Annotated in this window: 23 protein-coding genes; 12 read left to right on the top strand and 11 right to left on the bottom strand. The window is 40.2% G+C overall.

Going from position 1 to position 25,959, the window contains the following annotated elements:
• The first annotated feature begins 272 nt into the window (after positions 1 to 272).
• Entirely contained in the window at positions 273 to 2,198 is a 1,926-nt protein-coding gene (gene ftsH / locus QUB80_RS30495; RefSeq protein ID WP_289793211.1) for an ATP-dependent zinc metalloprotease FtsH, read from the top strand.
• 512 nt (positions 2,199 to 2,710) lie between these two features.
• Here ftsH and QUB80_RS30490 read toward each other — a convergent pair.
• From QUB80_RS30490 to QUB80_RS30475, 4 genes are all read right to left on the bottom strand, one after another.
• Positions 2,711 to 3,157, bottom strand: a complete 447-nt coding sequence (locus QUB80_RS30490) for a hypothetical protein (protein ID WP_289793210.1) — start codon at positions 3,155 to 3,157, stop codon at positions 2,711 to 2,713.
• Between the two features lie 179 nt (positions 3,158 to 3,336).
• Positions 3,337 to 4,278, bottom strand: coding sequence for a glycosyltransferase family 2 protein (locus QUB80_RS30485; RefSeq protein ID WP_289793209.1), 942 nt, complete (start codon positions 4,276 to 4,278; stop codon positions 3,337 to 3,339).
• Between the two features lie 657 nt (positions 4,279 to 4,935).
• A complete protein-coding gene (gene miaB, locus QUB80_RS30480) occupies positions 4,936 to 6,300 on the bottom strand; it encodes a tRNA (N6-isopentenyl adenosine(37)-C2)-methylthiotransferase MiaB (protein ID WP_289793208.1) in 1,365 nt (454 codons plus the stop codon).
• Positions 6,301 to 6,395: 95 nt separating this feature from the next.
• The gene (locus QUB80_RS30475) at positions 6,396 to 7,004 is read right to left on the bottom strand and encodes a hypothetical protein (protein ID WP_289793207.1); all 609 of its coding nucleotides are present in this window, start codon (positions 7,002 to 7,004) and stop codon (positions 6,396 to 6,398) included.
• Between the two features lie 122 nt (positions 7,005 to 7,126).
• Between QUB80_RS30475 and QUB80_RS30470 the strand changes: the two genes are divergently transcribed.
• Complete coding sequence (locus tag QUB80_RS30470) at positions 7,127 to 7,420, top strand: hypothetical protein (RefSeq protein ID WP_289793206.1); 294 nt, start codon at positions 7,127 to 7,129, stop codon at positions 7,418 to 7,420.
• A 209-nt stretch (positions 7,421 to 7,629) separates the two neighbouring features.
• On the opposite strand, the gene QUB80_RS30465 is transcribed toward QUB80_RS30470, so the two are convergent.
• Entirely contained in the window at positions 7,630 to 7,851 is a 222-nt protein-coding gene (locus QUB80_RS30465; RefSeq protein WP_289793205.1) for a type II toxin-antitoxin system HicB family antitoxin, read from the bottom strand.
• Positions 7,848 to 8,057 (bottom strand): type II toxin-antitoxin system HicA family toxin, encoded by a 210-nt coding sequence (locus QUB80_RS30460; protein WP_289793204.1) that lies wholly within the window; start codon positions 8,055 to 8,057, stop codon positions 7,848 to 7,850. Before QUB80_RS30460 ends, QUB80_RS30465 begins: the two co-directional genes overlap by 4 nt.
• 140 nt (positions 8,058 to 8,197) lie before the next feature.
• On the opposite strand from QUB80_RS30460, the gene QUB80_RS30455 reads away from it, so the two are divergent.
• Entirely contained in the window at positions 8,198 to 9,676 is a 1,479-nt protein-coding gene (locus QUB80_RS30455; protein WP_289793203.1) for a CoA-acylating methylmalonate-semialdehyde dehydrogenase, read from the top strand.
• On the opposite strand, the gene QUB80_RS30450 is transcribed toward QUB80_RS30455, so the two are convergent.
• Positions 9,667 to 9,996, bottom strand: coding sequence for a DUF2087 domain-containing protein (locus tag QUB80_RS30450; RefSeq protein WP_289793202.1), 330 nt, complete (start codon positions 9,994 to 9,996; stop codon positions 9,667 to 9,669). The two genes, QUB80_RS30455 and QUB80_RS30450, sit on opposite strands and share 10 nt — an antisense overlap.
• Positions 9,997 to 10,127: 131 nt before the next feature.
• Here QUB80_RS30450 and QUB80_RS30445 point away from each other — a divergent pair, with 131 nt between their 5' ends.
• Positions 10,128 to 10,517, top strand: coding sequence for a hypothetical protein (locus QUB80_RS30445; protein ID WP_289793201.1), 390 nt, complete (start codon positions 10,128 to 10,130; stop codon positions 10,515 to 10,517).
• 626 nt (positions 10,518 to 11,143) lie between these two features.
• Complete coding sequence (locus QUB80_RS30440; protein ID WP_289793200.1) at positions 11,144 to 13,486, top strand: WD40 repeat domain-containing protein; 2,343 nt, start codon at positions 11,144 to 11,146, stop codon at positions 13,484 to 13,486.
• Positions 13,487 to 13,777: 291 nt separating this feature from the next.
• On the opposite strand, the gene xth is transcribed toward QUB80_RS30440, so the two are convergent.
• A complete protein-coding gene (xth, locus tag QUB80_RS30435) occupies positions 13,778 to 14,569 on the bottom strand; it encodes an exodeoxyribonuclease III (RefSeq protein ID WP_289793199.1) in 792 nt (263 codons plus the stop codon).
• A gap of 448 nt (positions 14,570 to 15,017) precedes the next feature.
• Here xth and QUB80_RS30430 point away from each other — a divergent pair, with 448 nt between their 5' ends.
• The 4 genes from QUB80_RS30430 (at position 15,018) to QUB80_RS30415 (ending at position 18,363) form a co-directional block, all read left to right on the top strand.
• The gene (locus tag QUB80_RS30430; protein WP_289793198.1) at positions 15,018 to 16,085 is read left to right on the top strand and encodes a glycosyltransferase family 4 protein; all 1,068 of its coding nucleotides are present in this window, start codon (positions 15,018 to 15,020) and stop codon (positions 16,083 to 16,085) included.
• A 51-nt stretch (positions 16,086 to 16,136) separates the two neighbouring features.
• Complete coding sequence (locus QUB80_RS30425) at positions 16,137 to 16,325, top strand: hypothetical protein (protein ID WP_289793197.1); 189 nt, start codon at positions 16,137 to 16,139, stop codon at positions 16,323 to 16,325.
• 332 nt (positions 16,326 to 16,657) lie between these two features.
• Entirely contained in the window at positions 16,658 to 17,686 is a 1,029-nt protein-coding gene (locus tag QUB80_RS30420; protein ID WP_289793196.1) for a zinc-dependent alcohol dehydrogenase, read from the top strand.
• 65 nt (positions 17,687 to 17,751) lie between these two features.
• The gene (locus QUB80_RS30415) at positions 17,752 to 18,363 is read left to right on the top strand and encodes a hypothetical protein (protein ID WP_289793195.1); all 612 of its coding nucleotides are present in this window, start codon (positions 17,752 to 17,754) and stop codon (positions 18,361 to 18,363) included.
• A gap of 43 nt (positions 18,364 to 18,406) precedes the next feature.
• On the opposite strand, the gene QUB80_RS30410 is transcribed toward QUB80_RS30415, so the two are convergent.
• The 3 genes from QUB80_RS30410 to QUB80_RS30400 all read right to left on the bottom strand — a co-directional run bounded on the left by QUB80_RS30410 (position 18,407) and on the right by QUB80_RS30400 (position 19,727).
• Positions 18,407 to 18,754 (bottom strand): Dethiobiotin synthetase, encoded by a 348-nt coding sequence (locus tag QUB80_RS30410; RefSeq protein ID WP_289793194.1) that lies wholly within the window; start codon positions 18,752 to 18,754, stop codon positions 18,407 to 18,409.
• A 288-nt stretch (positions 18,755 to 19,042) separates the two neighbouring features.
• A complete protein-coding gene (locus tag QUB80_RS30405; protein WP_289793193.1) occupies positions 19,043 to 19,390 on the bottom strand; it encodes a DUF5132 domain-containing protein in 348 nt (115 codons plus the stop codon).
• A gap of 85 nt (positions 19,391 to 19,475) precedes the next feature.
• The gene (locus tag QUB80_RS30400) at positions 19,476 to 19,727 is read right to left on the bottom strand and encodes a hypothetical protein (protein ID WP_289793192.1); all 252 of its coding nucleotides are present in this window, start codon (positions 19,725 to 19,727) and stop codon (positions 19,476 to 19,478) included.
• A 554-nt stretch (positions 19,728 to 20,281) separates the two neighbouring features.
• Here QUB80_RS30400 and QUB80_RS30395 point away from each other — a divergent pair.
• The 3 genes from QUB80_RS30395 (at position 20,282) to metK (ending at position 25,402) form a co-directional block, all read left to right on the top strand.
• A complete protein-coding gene (locus tag QUB80_RS30395) occupies positions 20,282 to 20,854 on the top strand; it encodes a DUF5132 domain-containing protein (protein WP_289793191.1) in 573 nt (190 codons plus the stop codon).
• A gap of 122 nt (positions 20,855 to 20,976) precedes the next feature.
• Positions 20,977 to 24,018, top strand: a complete 3,042-nt coding sequence (locus tag QUB80_RS30390) for a cation-translocating P-type ATPase (RefSeq protein ID WP_289793190.1) — start codon at positions 20,977 to 20,979, stop codon at positions 24,016 to 24,018.
• A 199-nt stretch (positions 24,019 to 24,217) separates the two neighbouring features.
• Positions 24,218 to 25,402: a methionine adenosyltransferase gene (gene metK / locus QUB80_RS30385; RefSeq protein ID WP_289793189.1), complete on the top strand. Its 1,185-nt coding sequence runs from the start codon at positions 24,218 to 24,220 to the stop codon at positions 25,400 to 25,402.
• The last annotated feature ends 557 nt before the right edge of the window (positions 25,403 to 25,959 follow it).

Genomic DNA, 25,959 nt, shown 5'->3' with positions numbered 1-25,959 from the left:
AACTAGTAGTTAGCTTTTATAGGTGTTTGCACTCTCTTAAGGAGGATTTTTGCAAGTCGAATTCATTATGACTATGTATATTTATATTATATTAATTTTTTGTCACTCTTCAAGGTATCGCTAAGAAGATCCAGGAGTGCGGTGATGCAAAATTGGGAATGAGATTTTGTGGAAGTTACACTAGAGTGAGAAAAAGTAATTTCAGCTCTTTCTAGATAAAAGCCATAAAAACCAGCGCTCAACTTATGGCAGCCGACAAAAGGTAATTGTTTATGAAAAGTTTTGAGAAAAAGACACCTATGAAACAGCAACCAACGAAGCGCATAGCTTTGACAGGGGCGCTGGCAGCCGGTTTGATGATGTTGCCAGGATTTGTTGGCGGTACTCCTGCCTTGGCACAAAAAGCAGAGCGTGACTCCCTTACTTATGGCGAGTTGTTTCAGAAAATTGATCGGGGAGAAGTTAAAAGAGTAGAACTAGACGAAAGCGAACAGATCGCAAGAGTGTACCTCAAAGGACAACAACCCGATGCACAACCTCTACAGGTAAAGCTTCTAGAGCAAAACCCAGAATTAATTTCCACACTGAAAGCAAATAGAGAGGTTCAGTTTGAGGAAGTTTCTACTGCTAATAGTAGGGCTGCGGTTGGTCTTTTGATCAACCTCATGTGGATTTTGCCACTGATTGCTTTGATGTTGTTATTTCTACGGCGTTCTACCAATGCTTCCAGTCAAGCAATGAATTTTGGTAAATCCAAAGCTCGCTTTCAAATGGAGGCAAAAACCGGAATCACATTTAGCGATGTAGCGGGTATTGAAGAAGCCAAAGAAGAACTACAAGAAGTTGTTACCTTCCTCAAACAACCAGAAAAATTTACTGCTGTCGGCGCACGTATTCCTAAAGGAGTACTATTAGTAGGTCCTCCCGGAACAGGTAAGACTCTTTTAGCAAAAGCCATTGCTGGTGAAGCTGGTGTACCTTTCTTCAGCATTTCCGGTTCAGAATTTGTGGAAATGTTTGTAGGTGTGGGTGCTTCTCGTGTGCGCGATCTATTTAAGAAAGCAAAAGAAAATGCTCCTTGTTTAATATTTATAGATGAAATTGATGCCGTAGGAAGACAAAGGGGTGCGGGAATTGGTGGTGGTAACGATGAGAGGGAGCAAACCCTCAATCAACTGCTGACTGAGATGGATGGTTTTGAAGGCAACACAGGCATCATCATTATTGCTGCCACCAACCGCCCGGATGTCTTAGATACAGCTTTATTGCGCCCTGGGCGATTTGATCGGCAAGTGATTGTTGATGCACCCGATCGCAAAGGACGTTTGGAAATTTTAAAAGTCCATTCCCGAAACAAAAGAATTGATCCAGCAGTTTCTCTAGAAGTTGTTGCTCGTCGTACACCAGGCTTTACAGGAGCAGATTTAGCTAACCTGCTTAACGAAGCGGCAATTCTGACAGCACGCAGACGTAAAGAAGCCATTACCCAGATAGAAATTGATGATGCGATTGATCGCCTCACAATTGGGTTTACTCTCAATCCACTGTTAGATAGTAAGAAAAAGCGTTTGATTGCTTATCATGAGGTAGGGCATGCTCTGTTGGCTACACTTTTACCACAGGCAGATCCGTTAAATAAGGTGACAATTATTCCTCGTTCTGGTGGTGTTGGTGGTTTCTCCCAACAAATTCTAAATGAAGAAATGATTGATAGCGGTCTTTACACTCGTGCTTGGCTCAAAGACAATATCACCATGACTTTAGGAGGAAAAGCCTCAGAAACTGAGGTATTTGGAGAAGCTGAAGTTACAGGTGGAGCTAGTAACGATTTAAAAATGGTAACTAACCTAGCCCGAAAGATGGTAACAATGTATGGAATGTCTGAGTTAGGTTTAGTGGCTTTAGAAACTCAAAATAATGATGTGTTTCTAGGCAGAGACTGGGTGAGTCGCAATGAGTATTCCGAAGAAATGGCAACTAAAATTGACAGACAGGTGCGGGAGCTTGCTGTTGAATGCTACCAGGAAGCTCGTCGCATCATCCGTGAAAATAGATCGCTGGTAGATCGGCTTGTTGACTTGTTGGTAGAACAAGAGACAATTGAAGGGGAGAAATTCCGCCAAATTGTTTCTGAATATACTCAACTGCCAGAAAAACAACAATTAGCTTCTAGAGAAACAACAACTAGCGGTGTCTAGTTAGTGTTACTAGGAGAGCCAGTGCGTCTTTGCAGATTTTCTAATGGATTGCAACTGGCATTTGGGTTTTGCTGATATCTTTACTTCTAATCTTATAAACCCACCTGTACAAAGATTAGTAGTTCGCCACGCAATTTATGCGAGATTATAGCTCCCCAACTTTTTAAAAAAGTTGGGGATTTGAACAACCGCGAATTATTAAAATCAATTTTGTGGAGTAATAGGTAGTAGATTGATGAAGAATTGTCACTACCTCCACTATCTACTATCTATTAATTAATAGTCACAATTGTGAATAATTTTGGTTTCTCAATTATTATTTGTGACTTTTGAGGGCTGTTTATAGATTTTAAGCTTTTAGATAGTTTTTATCCGTAAAACATTTGCTGTAAGTATACTAAAGCGTTTTTAATAATAAACTTATAAATCATTAGTATTTATGATAGTAGCTTTACTTTTAAAATAATAACTACTTAATTATTAATTTAGAGAGTTTTGAAGTAACTACTAAATTAAGTATTAAATATAATATGAAAAAATTTAGTAATTTTACTTGTATTTCGCAATTTTGGTAAATAAGCAAAATACAAGTAAATACAGCGTTTTGCAAGTACATGAGGTACACCCCTCCCTAACCCTCCCCTTGGCAAGGGGAGCCAGTGCGGTGAAGCAGCCCACCACCAAAGGCGGTTCCCGGCGTAGACGCAAAGCGGTGAGCGGGCGCAGTCTTGGCGGTTCCCGTCACGATTGCGAACCCCCGAACCTGTTCGTCGAGGACGTTCCCGAAGGGTAGGGCTTCCCGTAAGGATTGGGGGATTGCTGTACGCCCTTGGCGTTCCCTCCGGGTACCCGGAGGGTGGACGGGTTCCCCGGCATAAAGGAGCCAGTGCGCCCTTGCGGGTTAAGCGCGTTGTAGACGCCCTGCGGGCGGCTTCCCGCAGGGTAGCACCTGGCGTCACCTGTCGTGAGGGTGCGCTGTCTTCGCGGGTGGGGTATTTCTGTACCTCACGAAGTTGAAATCTGCTGTATCCATAACAACTACAAATTTTTAAACAAGTGAATCAAATCAACTTATTTTTTGACCATTAAAGTCGAGGGTCTAATTAATGCATCTAAAGCTATTTAATCTACCTCAATTTCAAGATGCTCGGCTAGCTAAAAACTTTGTTTTTAATAGTTCTATGACTAACCACCTTTTAATAATGCCCACAATCAGACGTTGAGCATTTTCTTGTAGTAAAATTGGTGGATGCAATTTGATTGCTAACCACAACTTTTTACGAGCTTGAATCAAATTATCAACATTATAGCTATAGTTCTGCAAATATTTGCGTGTGCAATATTGATATACTGTAGCTAAACTTCGATTCTTGAGGTGTTGAAATTCTGATGGAAGAGTCTTAAAGGTTTTGTCAACGACAAAAAAACAAGCCTTTTCCATCTGCTCAATTTTTGACGATGTGGAATGTGAAGATTGACGATAAAAAACTTGGTATTTAGGAACTACTACAAATTCCCATTTAGATGCAATCCTAAGCCAATAATCCCAATCAGTACAACTTCCACATGCAGGGTCGAAATATTCCCCCGATTCAATAGCTTGTCTGCGAATCAAAGCATTAGAGCCACTAGCTATAAAATTACCTACTAATAAATTAGTCAATACATTGCCTTTAAAATATACAGGCTCACCTTTACCTAACAATTTTCCTTGTTCATCTATAAAACTAGTCCAACTATAAGCAATGCCTGCTTTTGAATTTTTTTGTAAGGCTTGCAATTGTAGCTCTAGTTTATCGCTTGTCCATAAATCGTCTGCGTCTAGAAAAGCAATAAATTCTCCTGTTGCATGAAAGAAACAACGATTGAGAGATGTAGGTAAGTCTACATGGTCATAGGAGAAAACTTTAATGCGCTCGTCTTCAATACTATGTAGTGCTTCTAATGTTCTATCGGTAGAGCCGTTGTTAATAACAATAATTTCAAAATCGCTAAAAGTTTGCTTGATAACTGATGATATTGTTTCTACAATAGTTTTCTCACCATTATAGACAGTCATTACAACAGAAATAGTTGGCATAATTTAGGTTCTATAGTGTTGAGCAAATAAGCAGGTTTCTATGTATGTAAAGATAAGAATCTTAACTCCTTTATTACAAAGATAAGATTTTTATCTGGAAATTATATTATCATGAGTCATATATACTTCTTGAGCAATGAATAATAAATTTCATAATAAATTTATATGAGTTGAAGTAAATTTTACATTTCTACTGCAACAAAATGCTTGTCATTTGCTAGTTTGTTATGTAGAATCCTTTTATAAAAGATTGTAAAACTTCTGTAAAACTTACTTCAGTGCTTTAATGTGCTTGTGTTTATGCGTCTTTGTTCAAGCAATTTTAAGAAAGATTTCACTCAATTTTCGAGACAGCAGTATAAGTAGGGCAAGTGAAGTAAATCCTGCACTGATAGTAAGCGATCGCCACAAGATTTACTACGCTTAATATTGTTGCTTTTTGATTACTTTAGGCAGGACAAAATAAGAAATCTTTGCATTTTTATTTGTTAGACTAGTTCTTTACTTAGAACCTAGATATCTTAGCAAAGACTCTAAATAACTTTTCTATAAATAGTATTAAACGAATTAGAAGATGCTAGAAGTAGCATATAGGCTTCTGTAGATTTTACTACAGAATCCCATCATTATCCTGCTTTAATTAAGTAATTAAAAAAACTACACTGGCATCGGTGTTTTTATTTCTAGTGGTTCACCTGTCAAGCTAAAGGCACGAACTTCAGTAACTTGAACTTTTACTAACTTACCTTTAAGCTTTGTGATGTCACCCGTAAAGAAAGTGAGGCGATTGGTGCGCGTGCGTCCCATTACCTGAGTTTTATCTTTAGGATTTTGATCTTCTACAAGAACTTCTTCGATACGTCCTAGATAACGCTGCGATCGCTCGGCAGCTTTGATGGCTACCAGATGATTCAATCTTTGCAGGCGATCGCTTTTGACTTCTTCACTAATTTGCTCATCCCATAGGGCGGCGGGTGTTCCCGGACGTGGGGAATAGGCTGCGGTATTCAATTGATCGAAACCAATATCTTCTACGAGTTTGAGCGTATTTTCAAACTGTGCTTCTGTCTCTGTGGGAAAACCCACAATCGCATCAGCACTAATTGCCGCATCTGGCATATACTCACGAATTGTGTCAATAATCCGGCGATATTTCTCGTGAGTATAACCTCTTGCCATCCGTTTCAACACTTCGTTATCCCCAGATTGAAAAGGAATGTGGAAGTGCTCGCATACTTTAGGTAATTCCGCACAAGCCCGAATCAGACGCTCTGTAAAATAACGAGGATGACTAGTCGCAAATCTGAGGCGCTCAATTCCTGGCACATCATGAACATAGTAAAGTAAATCGGTAAAAGTATTCTTGTGTCGTCCTTCTGGGGTTACACCCGGTAAATCTCGTCCGTAAGCATCTATATTTTGTCCCAAGAGCGTAACTTCTTTGTAACCTTGCCGCCCCAGTTCTTCAATTTCAGCACGAATTGCCTCCGGTGTTCGGGATTGTTCAACACCACGCACATTCGGAACGACACAATAAGTGCAGCGTTCGTTACAGCCGTAAATCACATTTACCCAAGCAGTAACGGTCGTATCCCGTCGCGGCTTGGTGATATCTTCCATAATATGAATTGGCTCAGTTGCTACAACTTGGTTGCCGTCAAAAACTTGTTGTAATAAATCTTTCAGACGGTTGGCGTGTTGTGGCCCCATAACTAAGTCTAACTCCGGCACTCGTCGCAACAGAGCTTCCCCTTCCTGTTGGGCAACACAGCCAGCAATAATCAGCGTTAAATCAGGTTTTTCGTGCTTGCGCTTTGCTTGTCTACCGAGATAAGAATATACTTTTTGCTCTGCATTATCTCGGATGGTACAAGTATTGTAAAGAATTATATCTGCGTTATTTGGATCTTCTGACCATTCAAAGCCCATATCTTCTAAAACGCCAGCCATGCGCTCTGAGTCAGCTTTGTTCATTTGGCAACCGAAGGTGGTGATATGGTAATGGCGTCTGGCAGTTATCATGGGCGATTATACTTAAGCTCTAATAATTTTAAAAGGTTTTCTTTAATTGTATTAACTCTGGTTACCAATTACCAAAACTTACTAGTTACACACTTCTACTCCAAAATCCCAACAAAAATTTTGACTATTTCTTCTAAATCATCTGGCAAAGTATAAGAAGTAATATCCCGCGTCACTGTACGAGAAGCTGTTTCTAGCGTGCCAAAAACCCATACATCTCCCATCGTCACTGTTCCATATATTGTATTGGGTGCGTTCTCCAACATAGACAGCGCAATCATTTCCACTGCCAACTGCGTAAACCCCCGCGTTAAGTCATCTCGTTTTGCTTCTACGACAATTAGGCTGTGTTCGGATTGAATAAGATAATCCAGGTTGCCTTGGAGTAAGTTATTTATCTTCAAGGGATACTCAATTCGTAGTACCCGCTTGCAGATAACAGCTACCCTACTTAAAACTGGCGCAATCAGAATTTCTCGTTTTGCGGCTTCACTGCTTAGACTGACATAAGGGATAGTTTCTTCAAGTTGCTGTCGTAGTTCCGTTAGGCGTTCTAGTTGACGACTGGTTCTAGGGAGTTGCAGGCGAGTGCGAGCAAAAGCATAACCGAATTCTGCTAATACTTCATCTGTGTCATTGGGTAACTCAAAGAATGAACGAAACGAGTAGTTAGCATCTTCGCGGAGAATTTTTAACTTGAACATGAGCGATCGCCTCCTACGAGATACTTTAGATTAAACTGCTAAATTAATATTTTCCTCTCTTACATGACAAGGTAATCAGGCAAAAGATTTACTCCCTTTATGTGCTACATTATGTATTAATCATGTTACCAAAAGTATTTATGGAAACAGATGATACTAGAGATTTTGCTGAACGTTTTAAAAAATTTTATTACTCTAGAGCTTTACTGTGTGAGAATTTGATTAGTGGAAGAATAGGCATTGAAGCAGATAACATACAGATGCCACCCAAGGATTATAATCCCTTTAATACTTTTTATACTGAGGCTTACGTAGTAGCTTGTGCAGCTTTGGATGGTTTGTCGTCGAATTGGCAAGTACTCTATTCCCCAGCAAAAACACAAGGAGGAAATCAACGGCTGGTATTGGAGTGTTAAAAGAAAGTATTAGTAAAGGTGCAGATGTTTTGTACGAATTAATAATAAAAACACAATGCACAAATATTCCATACGGTTCTGATGATGAGATAACGATAAAAACAAAGTAGTAATATTATATGCTGTTTAGAAACTTGCTGTGGATCAACGGTAATATCCTCTTCTATAAACGGATTTTCTATACCCACCTTCTTATGTCTGCCACCAAACTATGCGGCTTTGTAAATACTTGGTTCTGGAAGCGATTCACCTGTCACTTCGTATGCCATAATCAAGGACTCTAATGCTTCAATACCATTTTGTAGTACTGCTGACTTGTAGGTATCGCCATGAGTACGCCAACGTTGTCCAGGAAAATCAGGGAATCCCACTAAGAAGCAGTTATCTTGATCAGACCATTGAATCACCATCTGATATTTAAATTTATTCATCTTCGGTGTTTCTCCTCTACTTCTAGAATAGCTTGCTGGACTTCTTTTTCCTGATAACGTTTAGCGTTTGCACTATCCTTACCAGAAATTGTGAGTTTTTCAGTATATAAAGAATGTATCCAGTTAGTATGACTTCCTTTGTCTGGAAGTTCTGTACAACCAGCTTGACGCAACATTTGTTTTAGTTCTCGGATTTTCTTTGGCATCGCTGGTTTCAGGCAAGTTGTTAATTAATTATTTTAAGAATAAAGCAAGCCTGACTATCCCCAACACGCATGGAAAATTGTGAACGACTAAGATATTCATATTCCCGAATTTTTGTTCTGCGAATTTAATATTTCAGCTAATGGAACCAATTATTACATTACCCAATTACATCAACGGTCAGTGGTGTGCATCTATAGCTACAGAATTTCTAGACATAACTAACCCAGCAACGACAGAATTATTAGCTAAAGTTCCCCTCTCGCCTGCATCTGAGGTAAATCAAGCAGTAGAAGCCGCAGCAGAAGCTTTTTTGACATGGCGTCGCACGCCACCTACAGAACGTGTGCAGTATTTATTCAAACTTAAAAATCTATTAGAAGAATATTTTGAGGACTTGTCCCGGATCATTACTCAAGAATGCGGTAAGACTTTAGCAGAGTCGAAAGGTGAGATGCGCCGGGCGATTGAAAATGTGGAAATCGCCTGTAGTATCCCGATGATGATGCAGGGAACGAATTTAGAAGATATTGCTAGGGGGATTGATGAAATCATGATTCGGCAACCGTTGGGAGTATGTGCAGTTATTGCTCCTTTCAACTTTCCAGGGATGATTCCGTTTTGGTTTATGCCCTATGCTCTTGCCTGTGGCAACACATACATCGTTAAACCATCGGAAAAAGTGCCGTTAACGATGCAGAAAATCTTTCAGTTATTAGAAAAAACTGGATTACCAAAAGGTGTAGTGAATTTAGTGAATGGGGCAAAAGCAGCTGTTGATGCAATTTTAGATCATCCTCAAATTCGGGCAATCAGTTTTGTTGGTTCTACACCCGTCGCTAAATATATTTACAGTCGGGCAGCTGCAAATGGAAAGCGCGTGCAATGCCAAGGCGGGGCGAAAAATCCAATTATTGTCTTACCAGATGCAGACATGGAAATGACTACCCGGATTGCTGCTGATAGTGCTTTTGGTTGTGCTGGGCAGCGTTGTTTGGCTGCTTCCGTTGCTGTCACAGTTGGGGAAGCACAGCGCACATTTACAGAGGCGATCGCCGAAACCGCTAAAAAACGGGTAGTTGGTAATGGCTTAGATCCTAATGTAGAAATGGGGCCAGTTATTAATGCTCAAAGCAAGGTGAGAATTGAAGGATTAATTAGAAAAGGAGCAAATGAAGGGGCAATCTTGTTAGTAGACGGACGATATCCAAATATTCTCGGTTATGAAGCAGGGAATTTTATTAAACCAACAATTTTGCAAGATGTTGATCCCGGTAGTGAACTTGCTCGCATAGAAATTTTTGGGCCTGTCTTAAGTTTGCTGCATGTAGATACCATAGATCAGGCAATTTCATTAGTGAATAGCGGTCAATACGGTAATATGGCTTGTTTATTTACCAGCAGTGGTGCGGCTGCGCGTAAATTTCGCTATGAAGCTGAGGCTGGTAATATTGGTATCAACATTGGTGTTGCCGCGCCAATGGCGTTTTTTCCTTTTAGCGGTTGGAAAGAGAGCTTTTTTGGTGACTTGCACGGACAAGGTAACCATGCAGTAGAATTTTTTACTCAAACTAAAGTAGTAGTAGAACGTTGGCCTGGTGCTTGGTCGCGTCAATTTTGAAGAGGATTGCACCAGTAAGCAGAACCATCCCGCATTCTATTAATTAGTTTACTCTCAAATAATTCTCGTCGCAACAGGGCAGGATCATTAAAGGTGTGATATCGATTCAGTAGTGCATTGACTTGTTTTTCTGTATAGGTTGCTCCAGGCTCAAATTTTGTTGCCAGGTACTCCAAAACTAGCTTTTGGAACTTGCCCCGATTTCGTTTAGAGGGCCATTCTTTCACCCGTCCTTGCTCATCTAGGTAACTTTTGAGTTCTGCTAAGTAATCCATAATTTCTGCTAGAACTTTGCTGTCATCAATTTGGTGAATGTTCAAAAGATATTAGAAAAAACACAATTTCGTATCCGTTTTTGTGAATATTGATATTCCTAAGGCGATCGCCTATACCTGGCACCCAGATACAGTCAAATCCGTCACCATTGGCAATGGACTCATAGGAGAAGAACATGAAAACAAGATTTATTACTAAAACACTACTGACATCACTGGGTTTGTTAGTTTTATTTACTCCGCAGCGCACTCATGCTCAATTAGTACCACAACCTTGGGTTTCGGTCGGTGGCAAAGATGGTGATGTTACCTATTCTGTTGGTGCAAGGGCTTTTGATTGGGGTGCTGAGTTCGGAGTAGGCCCTGATAGCGCTACTGGTGTAGATGTGCTAAAATTCTTGAGCTTGCCAGTATTTTCACCTTATGTAGGATTAGGTTACTATTCCCAAGATAAAGGTGTTGCCCTATCTGGTGGGGTTCAAGTAGGCGCTAGTGATAACCTTTTCTTAGGTGTTGGTTATAACTCTGTTCGCGGTGTCAACGGACAATTAGGAATCAGATTCTAAATTATTTAGTAGAGATTAGGGGCGAGGGATTAGGGAAATATTGGCAACAATTAAACAGGCGAAATATTGGGATAAATAGCAAAAAAGCTCAAAAAAAACCATTTAAAGAAATTAAATGGGGTGTATCTCCCCCTCCTGCTTTCTAGCTAAAATAGTATATATTGGGCTAAATATAGAATCATCTCAGCTCATTCAAAGGCATCAAATATTATACAAGGTTTGAAGAGTAATCTGATTTGATTAGGTGTAGGATATTGACTATGTTTAAGTGATACAGGAAGCTATATCCCGTCATCCTATAGCCAGGCGATCGCTTACTTGCTGTCAATAATTTCTTTGTTTGAGGAGAAAATAAACTGCTAAATACCGATTTTGCTTATTTGAAAATTTTTTGAATTTTAATAGGGTTTTGACAAAATTCTAGCTATTTTTCACAGTAATAAATTACGCTTTTTCTGGTTATTTATTCCTATTTTTGTGAGCAAACGAGCCATCAGTTCCGATCAAGTAGTAGGATCGGCATATGTAGGAGTTTTATTGAATGGCATTAATGCCTAATTGAGTTGAGCTATGACATTAAAAACACTGAACGATAGTCAGGTTATTTATTTAACAGGCAACTCTGTATGGAGCAAGGCTTAAGGTTACTACTTCAATTAGTACTAGAATTTGCACCTGTGATTGCAAGTTTAGTACAAAAAAGTAATGAAGTACGTCAAGAAACAAATAAAGATGAGTATCCGAGACACATTCAAGAAATCATTCATACCGTAAACAGTGCTAGTCAAAGACTGAGTCTACTAGAGGGATTTGAAGCAGAAAAAAATCAGCACAAAGAGCAACAACAGTTAGCAGTTTTCTACCGCCAAACACAATTACAGATAGCAACTCAAGAACAAGAAACAGCCCTCAAACTACCAGAAATTCAGAAGATTTTTGAGAGCTGGCCTTTGCGTTTATACCCTTCACAAATTCTAAATTCTGTTAGCAAACAGGAACGCAAACCGCTAAAAATTTTTCTTGCTCCTCCTAAAGTAAAATTTGACAATTTTGATACTCGCCCAGAAGAAATTTCTACCAATCTTGAGCTAAAGTTAGCTGAGGGATTAAGAGATTTTCTTGGCAAGCATTACTCTTTACAAGATATAGTTAGACCGACAGAGTTTTTGGCAGGAGCCTGGGAGAGTAAGCGTTTTCACAGCGAATCAAGTATTAAGGCTCTGTTTGGTATTTTGAAAACAGAGCCTGTTTTGATTTTAGAGTCAGAAGCAGATGGAGATTATTTAAATTTCCGGATTGGTTACTGGGGAATTGAACAAGAACATTATTACTACAAAACGATTTCTCGTATACCTTATAAAGAAATAATTAAGCAGTCAGCAAAAAACCGTGCCTTAGAATGGAGAAAAATCAGAGATGAATTGATTGCGTTGGGAGAAAATTTAGAGGAAATTAACTATCTCGGTAGAGATAATGCTGTTAATTTAGCATTATTGGAAAAGGAGGAAAAATGGCAAGCTAAGGGAATTGACATTAGTAAGTTATCTTTGCAATACCAAGTTAATCATCAGGACTTTGAACAGCTTTGCCAAGTTTTAATTACTTGTCACTGTTTAGTTGCTGGCTGGGTAGCAGATGTTTATCACTTGGTTCATCATGATGTGCCTCCACTTTTACCTGAGTTATTACCGAGTTTAATTAATAGTCCAGTTGATTTGCAATCACTACAAGCGATCGCCCAAGGATATCAACAAGTCTATCAAGCTCTAGAAAGAGAACGTCGTGATTGGATTCCGGATCTGGCATTGCAGTTAGCTCACAGTTTCTCTCACCTCAGCGATCGCTCTTTGGCTCATCAACAAATAGAATATTCAATCAAAGCATGGCTGCAACTGCGACAAATAGGAGCAATGCAAGTAAATAACCCGCTCCAGAGTATGCGATCAGCAGCCAGGATAGAAGACACGGAATATTTCCAAAAATTGAGAGAATATTTTGCGGTAATTGGCGATAGTCAGAGTATTACCCAAGTTGAGGAAATCTTGTATACGATCGCCAACCTCAAAAGTAAACGCCAAGAAAACTATGCTTATCTTAGCCATACTCTGAATGGACATATAGGCAAAATAACATCTTTAGCAATTAGCCCATCTGGGCTAATTTTAGTCAGTGGTAGTGCAGACAAAACAATTAAGCTATGGGATCTCAACACAGGTAAATCGATTCGTACCTTAAATGACAATTTAGGAGAAGTTTCATCAGTTGCAATCAGCCCAGATGGGAATTTTCTCGCCATAGGTAGCTGTCAACACCCAAAAAGTAATGTCAAAGTCTGGCACCTCGCCACTGGTAAATTACTGCACACTTTATTGGGACATCAAAAGCCAGTAAACTTCGTAACGATCAGCCCAGATGGACTAATTCTTGCTAGTGGCAGCAATAAAATCAAAATTTGGAATTTGCACAAAGGCGATCGCATTTGTACCCTTTGGCATGCTTCCTCAGTTCATGCTGCTGCGATCAATGCTGATGGCTCAATCCTAGCTAGTGGCAGTAGTGATAGTAAAATTCGACTGTGGAACCCACGTACTGGAGAACCACTACGCACCCTCAACGGGCATACAGGTGAAGTACACTCGGTTGCGATTCATCCTCATGGCAGTATCCTCTTTAGCGGTAGTGCTGATAACACAATCAAGATTTGGGATCTCGATAGTGGAAGAATGTTGCATACTTTCACTGGACATTCAGATGAAGTGAAATCGGTTACTATTAGTCCAGATGGGCATACTCTCTTTAGTGGCAGTGCAGATAATGCGATTAAGATTTGGTGTTTGCAGTCAGGGGAATTGCTACAAACTCTTACTGGGCATGCAGGCACAGTTAATACTATTGCTGTTAGCCCAGATGGTAAGTTTCTTGTCAGTGGTAGTTCCGATCAAACAATCAAAATCTGGCAAGTAGTTTAACCACAAAGTAGCTAATACGATTTTGGATTTTGGATTTTGGAAAATGGAATTGGAAATCTCTTTCTGTGTCAGGGTTGGGTGAATCCATTTGCCCTTAATCATGTTTTAAATTGGTATCAGTAGAAAGAAGTACAAAGAATTCCATTGACGCCATAGCGGCTACTTACCCTACGAGAAGCCGGGCAAAGCCTGTCTACAGAAGCCACTACTCTACCTTGAAGCCGTCTATGTGTCTACCCACAGATTGTGCCGTTGCACGGCGATCGCTACAACTTTTAGCTTGGAAGTACTTTACTCAGTTTCAAGTTCCACAATTACTGGTACATGATCGCTAGGTTGAGTTAATTTTCTGGGAGTAATATCAATGGTGCAACTTTTTGCACGCTCATACAAGTTTGGTGTAAGGTAATGATGATCTATTCGCCATCCTAAGTTACGACGAAATGATGCGGCGCGATAATCCCACCAACTATAGTGTCCACCTTCAGTTGTAAATTTGCGAAAGGCATCACCAAATCCCAGCGCGAGAACATCGCGTAAAGCTTGGCGCTCTGGTTCGGATGCCATAATGTGATTCTCAGTATTTACTTTTTCGTGAATATCTTTAGCTTCTAGGGCAATGTTAAAGTCACCACACATACAAATATTAGGTGTGGATGATAGGAGAGATTGCAAGTACTCTCGCAGCAGTTTTAACCAAAGCAGCTTGTACTCATATTTCTCACTTCCCACAGCTGCACCATTGGGTACATAAAGATTAAGAATTCTGATGCCATTAATGATGCCTGTAATTACCCGTTTTTGTTCGTTCCATTCAGGCGGTAATTCTGTCAACGTTGAGCTAAAACCAATACTGACATCTTCTAGAGGTTGCAAACTAAGAATGGCAACACCATTGTATGATTTTTGACCAGATAAATAAAGATGATAACCTAGTTCTTCAAAAGGCGATCGCGGAAAATTTTCGTCTATAACTTTGATTTCTTGCATACACAATACATCAACTGGATTTTGAATTAACCAATCAACAACCTGTTGCAAGCGAATGCGAATTGAGTTGACATTCCAAGTAGCAATTTTCATTGGTTATTAGTCATTAGTCATTAGTCATTGGTAGGGGCGGGTTTATTTAGATATTTCGTCATCCTAGAGAGATTGTTATTAAAACCCGCCCGTACAGTAGTTAGTTTATTACTCTCCTTGTCCCCCTGCCCCATGTCTCCTTGCCCCCTTTGATCCCGTGGCATAGTTTCGTATTTTTCATTACAAAACCTATCATTTTCTATGATCCCCAAGATAGATGCAAGTAGGATGCCTTAGATAGTAACCTTAGATCGTAGTTGCTTGACGGCAATGTTGATGGTCATGGAATGGCTGCGGGGCTATTACCAGGTTCGGTTACCCAAAATTGCACTTTCAAGTGTCAATTCGGTTAATGTAAAATTTAGATGGATGAGTACAAATACTCGACCAGACTATATTGTAAGTCCGCTTCTTGAGGACTGTATTACTTCCTGAACCTAAACAATTTATGAAAATCGCTCAAGTAGCCCCCTTATGGGAACGAGTTCCACCTCCAACCTATGGAGGAATTGAACTAGTAGTGAGTCACTTGACTGATGAATTGGTTCGTCGCGGTCATGAGGTCACTTTGTTTGCGTCTGGAGATTCTCAAACTCTGGCTAGATTAGAAGCAGTTTATCCACGTGCGCTGCGTTTAGACCCTAATGTCAAAGAATACACGGCGTACGAAATGCTTGAACTTAGTCAAGTTTATCATCGGGCGGCGGAATTCGATCTGATACATTCTCATGTAGGGATTTCGGCTTTACCTCTGGCGAGTTTAGTGCCAACACCTACAGTGCATACTCTGCATGGTAGTTTCACAGAGGATAATCGTAACGTATACAGCCACCACAATCAACAATCATACGTCAGCATCAGTAACGCGCAGAGACAAATTAATCTTAACTACGTTGGCACAGTCTATAACGGGATTAATACAGATGATTATCCTTTTGTAGCTCAATCTCAAGAACCACCATATTTGGCATTTTTAGGACGGTTTTCACCAGAAAAAGGCCCGCAATATGCGATCGCTATTGCAAAGCAAACAGGTTGGCGCTTGAAAATGGCTGGAAAGGTGGATGTAGTTGATTATAAATTTTTTGAGCGAGAAATTGCCCCCCAAATAGATGGTCAGCAAATTCAATATCTCGGAGAAATCAATCATGCTGAGAAAACTGAACTGCTCGGCAATGCTGCAATCACCCTGTTCCCCATAACCTGGCAAGAGCCTTTTGGTTTGGTAATGATTGAATCGATGGCAACTGGTACACCAGTCATCGCCATTAATTTAGGTTCTGTTCCGGAGGTGGTTAGTCAAGGCGTGACAGGCTTTGTCTGCCAGTCCTATGATGAAATGGCGACAATGATTCCTAAAGCTTTGGAATTAAGTCGTTATAGTTGCCGAAAATATGTAGAAAATAAGTTTAGCGTTACCCAAATGGTTAATGGGTACGAAGCGGTTTACGAAAAAATTATCAAAGACCGTGTTGATTTAAATGGGCGAATTCTTTCTGCAAAAATCCAATTTTAAACAATTTTTTAGTGCATCCTAATCACAAATTTTGGAAAGGAGGACATAAATATGAGCATGAGAAGCAACGCTTGTCCTTGTTGCGGTGGTTGCCTCTTGCGTCATGTCCGTCATGGTGAGGTTTACTGGTTTTGTCAGGATTGTAGGCAAGAAGTACCACTGTTAACCGTCACTAGCTTATCGACTGCGATTGAAGGAAGAAACACAGGAGTTCTTTTCCAGCCATCTGCCAAGGCTTAAGGTTCTTAAGAACTGAAGTAAAGAATCCAGAGTTAGTAAATCTTCTGACTTCTGGGTTCTTTTTTAATAAGCGATCGCGCTTATATCTCAATACTGTTCAGTTCAGGTCAGATCCCCCTTAGTCCACGCCACTTGCTACAACGGGGGAAACCCCCGCACGGCGCTTCTCTTCGCAACGCAGTGGCTCCCCTTAAAATGGGGGAAAATTAACCGCGTTTTGCTCCCCTTAGCAAGGGGGGTTGGGGGGATCTCTGCCAACATGAGAAAATTAAACGCTTAACGGTATAGCCCCCTGATAAAATCAGGTGGAGCTTATTAATAGGTCACAAGCTGTGTTAGCAGCCTTACTTTACGGTCAAGAAGATTTACGTCTAGAAAATGTCGCCGATCCTACTCCTGACAAGGGAGAAATAGTGATTCAGGTAGGAGCGGCTACAACTTGTGGTACAGATTTAAAAGTATGGCGTCGTGGCGGTCATGCCAAAATGCTCAAACCTCCCACTCTTTTTGGTCATGAGGCTGCTGGACGTATTGTAGCTGTAGGCAAGGGAGTCAAAGGTTGGCAAGTGGGCGATCGCGTGGTTGCTAATAATTCTGCCCCATGCATGAATTGCTTTTTTTGTCAACATCAAGAATATTCTCTATGTCCGGATTTAACTTGGAATAACGGCACTTTTGCTGAATATTTGAAAATCCCCGCGCCAATAGTAGAACATAATTTATTGCCGATTCCCGACGATTTACCCGATGAATTGGCAGCAATGACTGAACCTTTGGCTTGCGTGTTGCATGGAGTGGCGCGTTCTCATGTCAAAGCTGGCGATCGGGTAGTAGTTTTGGGAGATGGAGCGATCGGGCTGATGTTTGTAGCTAAGTTAGCTTATGATTGCTCAGTAGAAGTATTTTTATTTGGCGGTAATGACCAAAGGTTAGAAATTGGTCAAAAACTCGGTGCTGCACAAACTTTTAATTACCGTCAACTGCCTGATATACCCACCGTGGTGAAAGAATTCACAGATGGTTGGGGGGCTGATGTGGTAATTGAAGCAACAGGTGTACCTAGTGTTTGGGAAACAGCGATTGCTTGCGCTCGTCCTGGTGCTACTGTTAACTTATTCGGCGGTTGCCCGCGAGATACGACAATTACCGTGAATACAGAACAATTACACTACAGCGAATTGACGCTTAAGGGAGTATTTCATAATACTCCTGAATTTGTCAGAGCAGCGCTGGCACTAATCGCTAGTCGAAAGATTCCGTTTGAGTTATTGATTAGTAAGCAGTGTCCTTTGAAAGATTTGGAGACAGTGTTCTTGGAAATGCGATCGCGCAAAGTAATTAAAGTAGCAATGATTCCGTAATATTACTAGTAAGGCAGTAGGGGTTGTGAGGGAAAACTAAGATTACCCTTTGAAAACAAGCGAAAATGCTAAGAAAACCTCTACTGAACCTTTTAATTTTGCCTTTTTCTCTCCTGCCTTGGATGTATTTGGATACTTTGTTTGCAAATCAAGCTCAAGCATTACCAGGGCAAGGTACAGAACAAGTCGGTGCTTGGATTAAAGCACATCCAACGTTACGCCCCCATCATAACGAGCAATTTTTTGTACAAAAGAGCGACACTGCTGCCCAAAGGTTTACTTTTCAAGCCTCAGTATTACCTCCTGGCAAAGTCGGGTTTATTAGAAATCGCAGCCAGATCCGCAACGAGCGTCTAGCCATTTATGATGCGATTAACGGCATGAATTTTGAGCGCTTGCAGGAATCTTTACGGGTAATTTATGGCTTAGATATCTATGAAGACTTTAAAAACGCTCAGGTAGTGTACGAATATCCGAGCCAGGGTGTAGTTAACTCAGCCCGTTTTGCTAAAACTCCTATTCGCGAAGCTTTGCGGGGAGAATTGCGTTTAGGCGATCGCTATGCCTACTGGATGGAAGTTGCCCAACCTAGAACTGGTAAAGCTTTCACTGGGCAAATGACTGTTTTGCTCAAGTCCGATCTTAAAAAGTTGGAAGCAGAACTGCGAACTAGGTAAGGGATAGTGGTTAGTAGTTACTATCGACTATCTACTAACCAACTTAATGTAAATTTTGCCAGTGACCAGAAAAAATACTTTCAGTTGCGATCGCTATTCTTAATAAATCTTCTTTGAGCAGGGGCGGCCAGTCAACCCCTGCTTTGCGTCCTCCTGCAAATAACATTTGAGTTTTGATTGTGAGTTGATACAAAGCGTAAGCCAATTCTCGATCAATAGTAGTGGCTTCTTTGAGACCTTCAAATACTACTTTCAACGCCAGTAATGTTGAGGTGATCTGTCCGGGAACAGGCGGTTTGCCCTGCTGCATTCGCCTCAGGAGGGTATCTGTATTTTCCTCAATAATGAGTGTTTGATCAATTAGAAATTTGCGAGCAGTTTCGTATTTCATTCCTCCAGATTAGCGCAAATTGTTGCTTTGCAATTACGTAAATTTACTGTATTAAAGTATTTTGATTTCTTTGATTTTTAAATTAATTTTTGAATTAACTTATCCGTTGACGTTAAGAAACAGTACATATAGTAGATGAGAGCATTGGGGTGTGTGATGGAACAGTGTTCGCAATGCAGTAAATATTACATCTGCGCCCTTGGTACATATTACTCAAGGGCGCGGATACTAACCCCAACAAATCCGACTACTGTTTGCTTGCACGACAAATCCTAACTAGTGCTGTTACTAGCACGTCGGCGCAGATTGATTGCAAGTTTCTTCTTTAGGAGTAGACGCCGACACAGATTGATTGCGAGTTTCTTCTGTAGAGTCCATTGTTACCGTGGAATTTGATTCAGCAAGTTCTGCCTTGACTTCCGCTACCAAATCCTCCCAGGTTTCGCCAACTCCTGCCAAAGCACCCCTACTCTTTTCGTAAAACACAATACCTCCTTTAACAACCGACTTGGCGATCGGTCTTCCAATTCCAGCAAATACTGGTAACAGTACAGGTGCCAAAATAACCGCTCCAACACCTGCAATTACACCAGGAGCACCAGCATCTTCAACAAAATCAACAATTTTTGGTGCCATAGTAGATTACCTCTATTAATATATGAAGTTCTCATTCGTCTTAACCTTAACTTAACTAAAATATTGATATAATCTTTCTTTGGAATTATTTACCCAAAGAGTTTGGCGGTGTAAAAGTTTTTGTATTTCGGTGACGCTCTAAAAACGCTAAAACATCGGAAGGACGACAAAAAACCTGAGGGATATCACCAACGAAAAGTAACCACCTTTCCTCCTCAGCTAGTTGCAATTTCCATCGTTCTGTAGGTATTTGGGGGAGAATTTGATATTTTCCTTGCTTGTCAAGTTTGCATATAAATCCCCAAATTTTGGCTTGACTCAATATCCTCTCTTCCATGGCTTGTATTTAAGTTTGGAACATATTATTGTTATGCGTTTTCAATACCTGAGCGGCTTTGTGGAATGCGAACAACTAGCGTGATATTAGTACTGCACTGGTTCAACTTGGAAGCCAACACCTTCACCACACCTAGTTTGTGTCAAAAGTATAGAATCCAGTGAATAAACTTTGTATCTAGAAAAAGTTAGGCTCAATGGGTGGAGTTTCGGACAGAACTGAGAGAATAGGCAATGAATTTTCCTCAGGCGATCGCTATCATCCTAATCTTTATCTTGCTTAACTAGCTCGTGCTTTGATTCGCGCTGAAATTTAATTCAAAGCACATTAATAGTAGATAAAAGACAAATTTCAAAAATATTTGATGAATTTCTTTATTTCCTCACAAATTTCTCATAATTACCATGTAATTTCAATATCATCCAAGTGATTGGGTGATAAAAATTGCCAGCGTATTAAATCAGCAATGAAATTAAAACCATAGATTGATGGATTTAGTGATTGCTTTGACTAAGCTTCTATATTGTCTGCCTGTTTGCGGAGGAAATTGTTAGATGTCACCTACATTTGACTGGGAACAAATAAATGTACCTGAAATTGTCGAGGGTATTACAGGACTAATTTTTGCACCTGTGATTCTTCCTCTCGCTTCAGCAGTACATCAGCCCACTGTTCAAGCAGCAATCAAAGGGGGAATAGCTCTTTCTGAAAGGTGTAAAGAAGCACTTGCGGAAACTACTGAAGTAATTGAAAATTTAGCGGCAGAGGTAAATGCCGAACTAATCGCAGATAAGCAGACACAATCGAATGGAACTACCCAAACCTATTCTATGGACGGGAGATCTATAATTGCTAGGGATTTTATCAATGTGATGTCTGATTTCAATACAGATGTTGAACGCTTAACCCAAGGTGCGGTTGATTTACGATTGCTATTTCCTCTAGGATTAAGCGCACTTGCTATTCGCCAATTGTTTATAAAGGGGCTACAAATAGATGAAATTCCCTGGTACACCTTGGCATGGTACGCTTTCGACTCTTTTGTAAAATTAAACAAAACTGATGAATTGCAGTTAGAAAGTGCTGAAGACTCTACAGTCAATAGTCCATCTTTTCAAAGTTTTTGAACCAGAAATAATTTAGAGAATAGTACTCAGTAATTAAAACTAAGTAGTTAGTTGTCAGAGTATTTTATAATTCTGAATTTTTTTATTTGTTTTCCAAGCATCTTACAGGAGTGGGAATTTCTGTGATTCAAGCAATTCACAATACCGTCAAGGGCAGAGTTAGATATAAAGTTAAAGAACTTTATCGCTCGGAATATCTTAAGCAATACATTGAGCGATCGCTATCCAATTACTCAGAAATAAATTATGTTTCTGCTAATCCGTTAACTAGTAATATTCTTGTCAGCTTTGAGCAAGACTTTAATGCTGATAAAATAGCCTTGCTAATTGAAAAAAGTATTACAGAATATCAAAAAAAAGGAGATATATCTCTTTCCCAAAAATCAGCAAAAAATTTGTCTGTCAGCAAAAAAGCATCGAGAAAAGAATCTAAAAAAAATATTGCTAATGCTCAAGCACAAAAGGTAGAAAATTGGCATTTGATGGAAGTAGATGTCGTATTGGATACATTCAATACCTCAAATACTACAGGATTAAATAATCAGGCTGCTGCTGAAAATATCAATAAATATGGTCTAAATGTCCTTTCGGAAACAGAGACTCGCTCAGATTTAAGTATTATAATTGACCAGTTTAAATCTCTCCCAGTCGCTTTGCTGGGCGTTGCTGCTGGTGTTTCCGTCTTTACGGGAGGACTAATCGACGCTTTAGTAATTCTGGGTGTTGTTGGTTTAAATGCCGCGATCGGCTATACCACAGAAAGCCAATCTGAAAGAATCATTCATTCCCTCAAAAGCCATCAGGAAACATCTACTTGGGTAATTAGAGATGGTAAGCAAGTAGAAATTACGACAGAAAATGTTGTACTCGGAGATATTCTAGTTCTTAAAACTGGCGGCTATGTAGCAGCAGATGCCCGGATTATTCAAGCAGAAAACCTAAGTATTGATGAGTCTGCTTTGACGGGGGAAAGCATACCCGTAACTAAATCTATAGTATGCCCAACAGGGGAAGATGTGCCTCTAGCCGATCGCACAAATATGGCTTACAAGGGAACTTTTGTCACTGGTGGGCAAGGTTTGGCTGTAGTAGTGGCTATAGGTAAATTTACCGAAATGGGTAAGATTCAGCAACTAGTTGGTGAAGCAACTGCAAGCGAAACGCCCTTATCCAGACAACTAGACGAAGTGGGCAGTCAACTAGTGACGATTGGTATGGGGCTTTGCGGGCTGGTTTTTGGCATGGGCGTGCTGCGGGGATACGGTTTGCTAGAAATGCTCAAGTCATCCATATCTCTGGCGGTAGCTGCGGTTCCGGAAGGGTTACCCACAATTGCCACTACTACCTTGGCATTGGGCATTCAAGATATGCGGCGACATAATGTCTTGGTTCGCAGTCTCAGCGCTGTAGAAGCTTTGGGTTCCGTACAAACCATTTGCTTAGATAAGACTGGAACCATTACAGAAAACCGGATGTCGGTTGTTGAAGTTCATACAGACAGTCAATACATTGCAGTTTCTGACGGAAAATTTGTCGCCAAGGGCAAGGATATCAATCCCTACACCTGCGATGAACTGCTGAAGCTTATTTACGTATCGGTTCTTTGTAACGAAAGTCTAATTAATCAAGAGCAAAATGGCGAGTTTAACATTAAAGGTTCAGCAACAGAAAATGCCTTGATCCACATGGGGTTATGTGCGGGTGTAGATGTAAACCAACTTAGACAAAAGTATCCTTTGTTGCAAACTAACTTGCGTTCAGAGAATCGTAACATTATGAGTACGGTTCATGCCACTGACGATAATTATAAGTTTATTGCTATCAAAGGCAGCCCTGCTGAAGTAGCGCAGATATGCAAATACTGGATGAAAGACGGGCAAGTGGAGCCTCTAACCGAAGAAGACAGGGAAGCGCTAGAAATTGAAAACGATCGCATGGCAGGGAAAGCATTGAGAGTATTGGGTGTAGCTTATACCCACATTGATGATGCCAAAGGTGGAAACAACTATGAACAAGATCTAACATGGCTTGGACTTGTAGGTATGGCAGATCCTGTTCGTAAGGGAGTCAAACAGTTGATGGCGGAATTTCACACAGCTGGCATTGATACGGTGATGATTACTGGGGATCAAACTCCAACTGCCTATGCGATCGCCAAAGAATTAGAACTAAGTAGAAAACAGCAATTAGAAATCCTTGACTCTACTAACCTCAACAATCTCACGCCCGAAGCACTAACAGCCCTTAGCGATAAAGTTGATGTATTTGCTCGCATCAGTCCTAGTAATAAACTGCAAATAGTCCAAGCTTTGCAAACTGCCGGAAAAGTTGTTGCGATGACAGGCGATGGTATTAATGATGCGCCAGCACTCAAGGCTGCTCAAGTTGGTGTAGCAATGGGCAAAGGGGGAACAGATGTAGCCCGTGAGGTAGCAGATATCGTCCTCGAAGATGACAGGCTAGAAACTATGATTGTAGCAGTCAGTCGGGGTAGGACAATATACAACAACATCAGAAAATCCGTCCATTTTCTACTTGCCACCAACATGAGCGAAATCATGGTGATGACAGCATCCACCGCAGTTGGCTTAGGTGAACCCTTGAACGCGATCCAACTACTGTGGCTAAATTTGGTTACTGACATTTTCCCAGGTCTTTCCCTTGCTTTGGAAGCACCAGAACCAGATGTACTGAGTCAGCCTCCCCGTAACCCAGACGAACCGATTGTTAAAAATTCTGACTTTGGCAGAATTACTTTTGAGGCAGGAACAATATCTGTTAGTACTTTAGCAGCCTACGGGTATGGCATCCTCAAATACGGCATCAGCCCTCAGGCAAGCACTATCGCCTTTATGAGCCTGACATCAGCACAGCTGCTACATACACTCAGTTGCCGTTCCGAACACCACACCATATTTAGTAAAGAAAAATTGCCAAATAATTCTTACTTAAATGCTGCCATTCTAGGTTCCTTTGCCATTCAACTATTGGCTGTAGCTATTCCACCCTTGCGAAGTCTGTTGAAAATTACGCCAATAGATATTTTAGATGGTGCAGTTATTGGTAGTAGTGCTTTGCTGCCTCTATTAGTAAATGAAAGCACGAAGAATATAAATTTAAAAAATAATTTCGCTCAAAAATCACTCTCCCCTGAAGAACAGTAAGGGAGTGGAGAGAGAAAAATTAATATCTAGAATATTCTTTCTTAATTATTCCTTCTGCCTCTTTGAAGCTTTGAGCCTCCTTGTGGAGGAGCAACGCTTTCGGAGGAAACCTCCGCACCCTTACGGGAAGTCGCTCCGCGCCTACAAACTTCTCTGTGCCTCCTGCCATCTGCCTTCTTATAACCAAAGGTAAAAATATATGAAAAAAGATTTCATGTTTACATCTGAATCTGTAACAGAAGGGCATCCTGATAAACTATGTGATCAAATTAGCGATGCGATCGTAGACAGATTTCTTCAGCAAGATCCTTATGCAAGGGTAATTACAGAATGTGCCGTAGCTACAGGAATTGTCTTTTTAGCAGCAAGATTTGAACCTAGCGCTAACGTAGATTTTACTAATGTAGCCAGACAAGTAATTGACAAAGTTGGCTACGAACATACTGAATTTAATGGTAGAACTTGTAGTATTTTGACGAGTCTTTCTGAATTAACACCTGATAAAGAACTTGCTTTTGATGAAAGTAAATTATCTGATGAAGAAATCGAGAGAATTCCGGTTAAAAATCAAGCTACAGTTTTTGGCTTTGCCTGCAATCAAACTAATGTTCTAATGCCTCTACCAATCTGGTTGGCACACAAACTAGCAAAGCGAATTAGTGAAGTCAGACGCGAAAATATACTTTCTTATCTGACTCCTGATGGAAAAACTCAAGTAGGAGTTGAGTATAGAAATCGCCGCCCTGATAGAATTCACAGCCTTACAGTCATTGCCAGTCAAAATAAAGCAAAATACCCCGATTTAGAGCAACTTAGAGAGGATATTTATGAGACTGTAGTTAAACCTGTGTTTGAAAGTGAAGAAATTAAACCAGATGAAAAAACTAGAATTTTTATCAATCCTGATGGACAATTTATTAGAGGTGGCCCTGCTTCTCACTCTGGCTTAACAGGTAGAAAAAATGCCATAGATACTTACGGTGAATATGCACAACATAGCGGTTCAGCCCTCAGTGGAAAAGACCCAATTAGGATAGATAGAGTAGGAGCTTATGCCGCCCGTTATGCTGCTAAAAATATAGTGGCAGCAGGCATAGCAGATGAATGTGAAGTGCAATTAAGTTATTCAATCGGTATCGCTAGACCTGTTAGTATTCAAGCAGAAACATTTGGTACAGGTAAAATTTCTGATGAAGAAATTACAAAATTGTTAGAAAAGCATTTTGATTTTCGTTTGGCGGGAATCATTAAGCAGTTTAATCTCAGAAATCTACCTTCACTACAAAAAGGTGGATTTTACCGCAAATTAGCTGCTTATGGGCAGGTAGGCAGGGTAGATATGGATCTTCCTTGGGAGAAGACAGATAAAGTTGGTGTATTTTGAGTAAACTACTCGCCACTGATACCATTTCACGTTAATTACAATACCCGTGAATTTTGCCCAGACGCGATAGATCGCGTCTCTATACGGTCTATATTTGTATTAGATTTTTTGTGAAGATAGTATGAGGGGTATACTAGCTCTACATAGCAATGCCTCGCCAGTTTCAATAGTCTGGAGGCAAAGCCTCCAAACCCTCGTTGCCAGGTTGAACCTGGTAACGAGGAATTTTTCACGAATTATTTAGGATTGCTATATCAGTAGTCACACCAAATTATGTTTTAAAAAATTAAGTTTTCAAGATTTTTATGATGGGGTACTTTCAAAAAAATTATATGGAAAAACTATCTTCTTCAAATATCTATTACTTCTCGTTTGTTTGAGGTAGTTTCTTTGAAAAGAGAAAATAAAAGTAAGAAGTTTATAAGAACAGATAAGACTTAGAAGCATATAAATTTCTCATATATTTCTTATTTGGTTGCACTACTTTCTTAAATGGAGTATTGCTCAGAGCAATATTCTTAGTTGAGTGTGCATCCTATTTTGATTCGGCACTGTTC

The organism is Chlorogloeopsis sp. ULAP01 (genome assembly GCF_030381805.1).
Taxonomy (GTDB): Bacteria; Cyanobacteriota; Cyanobacteriia; order Cyanobacteriales; family Nostocaceae; genus Chlorogloeopsis.
This window is presented reverse-complemented; position numbering and strand designations above follow the sequence as displayed.

Excerpts from the sequence above, each read along its gene's own strand:
- QUB80_RS30415 (WP_289793195.1), top strand. The coding sequence starts at position 17,752 with ATGCTAAGAAAACCTCTACTGAACCTTTTAATTTTGCCTTTTTCTCTC.
- QUB80_RS30405 (WP_289793193.1), bottom strand. The coding sequence starts at position 19,390 with ATGGCACCAAAAATTGTTGATTTTGTTGAAGATGCTGGTGCTCCTGGT.
- ftsH (WP_289793211.1), top strand. The coding sequence starts at position 273 with ATGAAAAGTTTTGAGAAAAAGACACCTATGAAACAGCAACCAACGAAG.
- QUB80_RS30475 (WP_289793207.1), bottom strand. The coding sequence starts at position 7,004 with ATGTTCAAGTTAAAAATTCTCCGCGAAGATGCTAACTACTCGTTTCGT.
- QUB80_RS30425 (WP_289793197.1), top strand. The coding sequence starts at position 16,137 with ATGAGCATGAGAAGCAACGCTTGTCCTTGTTGCGGTGGTTGCCTCTTG.
- QUB80_RS30430 (WP_289793198.1), top strand. The coding sequence starts at position 15,018 with ATGAAAATCGCTCAAGTAGCCCCCTTATGGGAACGAGTTCCACCTCCA.
- xth (WP_289793199.1), bottom strand. The coding sequence starts at position 14,569 with ATGAAAATTGCTACTTGGAATGTCAACTCAATTCGCATTCGCTTGCAA.
- QUB80_RS30455 (WP_289793203.1), top strand. The coding sequence starts at position 8,198 with ATGGAACCAATTATTACATTACCCAATTACATCAACGGTCAGTGGTGT.
- QUB80_RS30470 (WP_289793206.1), top strand. The coding sequence starts at position 7,127 with ATGTTACCAAAAGTATTTATGGAAACAGATGATACTAGAGATTTTGCT.
- QUB80_RS30445 (WP_289793201.1), top strand. The coding sequence starts at position 10,128 with ATGAAAACAAGATTTATTACTAAAACACTACTGACATCACTGGGTTTG.
- miaB (WP_289793208.1), bottom strand. The coding sequence starts at position 6,300 with ATGATAACTGCCAGACGCCATTACCATATCACCACCTTCGGTTGCCAA.
- QUB80_RS30400 (WP_289793192.1), bottom strand. The coding sequence starts at position 19,727 with ATGGAAGAGAGGATATTGAGTCAAGCCAAAATTTGGGGATTTATATGC.
- QUB80_RS30440 (WP_289793200.1), top strand. The coding sequence starts at position 11,144 with ATGGAGCAAGGCTTAAGGTTACTACTTCAATTAGTACTAGAATTTGCA.
- metK (WP_289793189.1), top strand. The coding sequence starts at position 24,218 with ATGAAAAAAGATTTCATGTTTACATCTGAATCTGTAACAGAAGGGCAT.
- QUB80_RS30410 (WP_289793194.1), bottom strand. The coding sequence starts at position 18,754 with ATGAAATACGAAACTGCTCGCAAATTTCTAATTGATCAAACACTCATT.
- QUB80_RS30465 (WP_289793205.1), bottom strand. The coding sequence starts at position 7,851 with ATGAATAAATTTAAATATCAGATGGTGATTCAATGGTCTGATCAAGAT.
- QUB80_RS30395 (WP_289793191.1), top strand. The coding sequence starts at position 20,282 with ATGTCACCTACATTTGACTGGGAACAAATAAATGTACCTGAAATTGTC.
- QUB80_RS30485 (WP_289793209.1), bottom strand. The coding sequence starts at position 4,278 with ATGCCAACTATTTCTGTTGTAATGACTGTCTATAATGGTGAGAAAACT.
- QUB80_RS30460 (WP_289793204.1), bottom strand. The coding sequence starts at position 8,057 with ATGCCAAAGAAAATCCGAGAACTAAAACAAATGTTGCGTCAAGCTGGT.